Origin of the sequence: Streptomyces alkaliphilus (assembly GCF_014141535.1) — a bacterium.
GTDB lineage: Bacteria > Actinomycetota > Actinomycetes > Streptomycetales > Streptomycetaceae > Streptomyces > Streptomyces alkaliphilus.
The window spans coordinates 1-1,964 of sequence record NZ_VKHT01000935.1 but is presented as its reverse complement, the minus strand read 5'-3'; the positions used below and the strand labels follow the sequence as shown (position 1 = coordinate 1,964).

General features: G+C 74.1%; 1 protein-coding gene. It reads left to right on the top strand.

Annotated elements, in window-relative coordinates; genetic code table 11:
• The coding region (locus FNQ90_RS21265; RefSeq protein ID WP_323380110.1) for an ABC transporter ATP-binding protein at window positions 1-1,964 on the top strand (1,964 nt) is incomplete at both ends.

Genomic DNA, 1,964 nt, shown 5'->3' with positions numbered 1-1,964 from the left:
GACAGGGCCGAGGGGGCCGAGGGGGCCGGAAGAACGCGGGAGTCCGAGGAGTTCGTCTCCGAGTCCGAGCGGCTGCTGTTCGGCGGTCGACTGCGATACGACATGGGGTGGTCCCGCCACGACGAGGCGGTCATGGGACTGACGCTGCGCCGCACCCTGGTCCAACTCCCCCGGATGCTGATGGTGTGCGCGCGCCTGGCCCGGGAGGCCGACCCCGGCGCCACCCGCACGGTGGTGATCGCCGAGGGCCTGCGCGGCGTCACCCGGGCGGTGTCCCTGCTGGGCATCCAGGCGGTGCTGACGGCGATCCTCGCGCCCGCCACGGTCACCGACGGGCTGCGCGACGCCCTCCCCGCGATCCTGTTGGTGGCGGGCGCGGCCTCGGCCGGGGCCGTACTCGGGGCCCTGACCACACATGCCGACGGCGTCCTGCAACCCAAGGTGGAACGGCTGGCCCGCGAGCGGTACCTGCGGCGGGTCCTCGCCGTGGAGTTGGCCGCGATCGAGGACCACGCCTTCCACAAGCTGCTGGAGTCCGCACAGTTCGGGGCGGCCTCCGCCCGGCGGATGGTCGGTCAGGGGACCCGGGTGATCTCCGCGCTGATCTCGCTCCTCGCGGCGGCGGGCGTGCTGGCCGTGCTGCACCCGGTGCTCATGCCGATGCTGCTGCTGATGACCCTGCCCGGCGCCTGGGCCACCCTCACCATCGCCCGCCGCCGGTACCGGTCGTACCACGAATGGGTGCAGCACACCCGGGCCGCGAGCACCCTCTCCCGACTGATCATCGAGGAGGACGCCGCGGCCGAGGTGCGGGTGCACGGGATCGGTCCCTTCCTGCTGCACCACTTCGGGGCGATGTCCCGGGCGTACGAGGGGGAGCAGGCGCGGCTGGCCCGGATCGCGGCCGGCACCCAACTGATGGCCGCGGTCCTCACCGGCCTCACCGCCGTCGCCGCCTACGCGGTGCTCGCCGGGCTGCTGTGGACGGGTGCGGTGGCCCTGGCCGCCGCCGGCGCGGCGGTGGTCGCCATCCGCACCGGCTCCTCGGCCCTGGACTCGATGATCTCGCAGGTGACGAGCATGCACGAGGACAGCCTCTTCGTGCACGACCTGCACCGGGTGGTCACCGAGTCCACCGGCCGCGAGATCCCGGTGGGCGGCGAGCCCGTGCCCGAGGGGGCGGTGGGGATCGCGGTGGAGCACGTCACCTTCTCCTTCCCCGGCACGGAGAGCCCCTCCCCCGTCCTGCGGGACGTCTCGCTGACCGTCCCGGCCGGCCGGGTCACCGCCCTGGTCGGGGAGAACGGCTCGGGCAAGACCACCCTGGTCAAGCTGATCTGCGGGCTCCACCGGCCGGACTCCGGCCGGATCCTGTTCGGCGGGGTGGAGACCGCTCGTGCCGATCGCGCGCAGTTGTTCTCCCGCTTCGCGGTGGTGGGCCAGGACTTCTACCGGTGGCCTTTCACGGCCCGGGTGAACGTCGGCATCGGTCGCGCGGAGGAGCCGATGACCGAGGCCCGGCTGGATCGCGCCGCCGGGCAGGCGGGCGCGACCTCGGTCCTGGAGTCGCTCCCGCAGCGCTGGGGCACCCTGCTCTCCCGCGTCTTCCAGCGCGGCCACCAACTCTCCGGCGGGCAGTGGCAGCGGCTGGGCATCGCCCGGGCCGCCTACCGCGAGGCGCCCGTCCTGATCGTGGACGAACCCACCGCCGCCCTGGACGCCCGGGCGGAGCAGGAGGTCTTCGATCGCATCCGCGCCTTGGCCGACGAGGGGCGGACCGTCGTCCTGATCACCCACCGGATGGCGTCGGTGCGGGACGCCGACCTGGTGCACGTGCTGCACGAGGGGGCGGTGGTGGAGTCCGGCAGCCCGGCCGAACTCCTCGCCCGGGGCGGTCGGTACGCGGAGATGTACGCCATCCAGGCCGCCCGGTTCACCGATCCGGCGGAGCGGGGGCCGGGGGG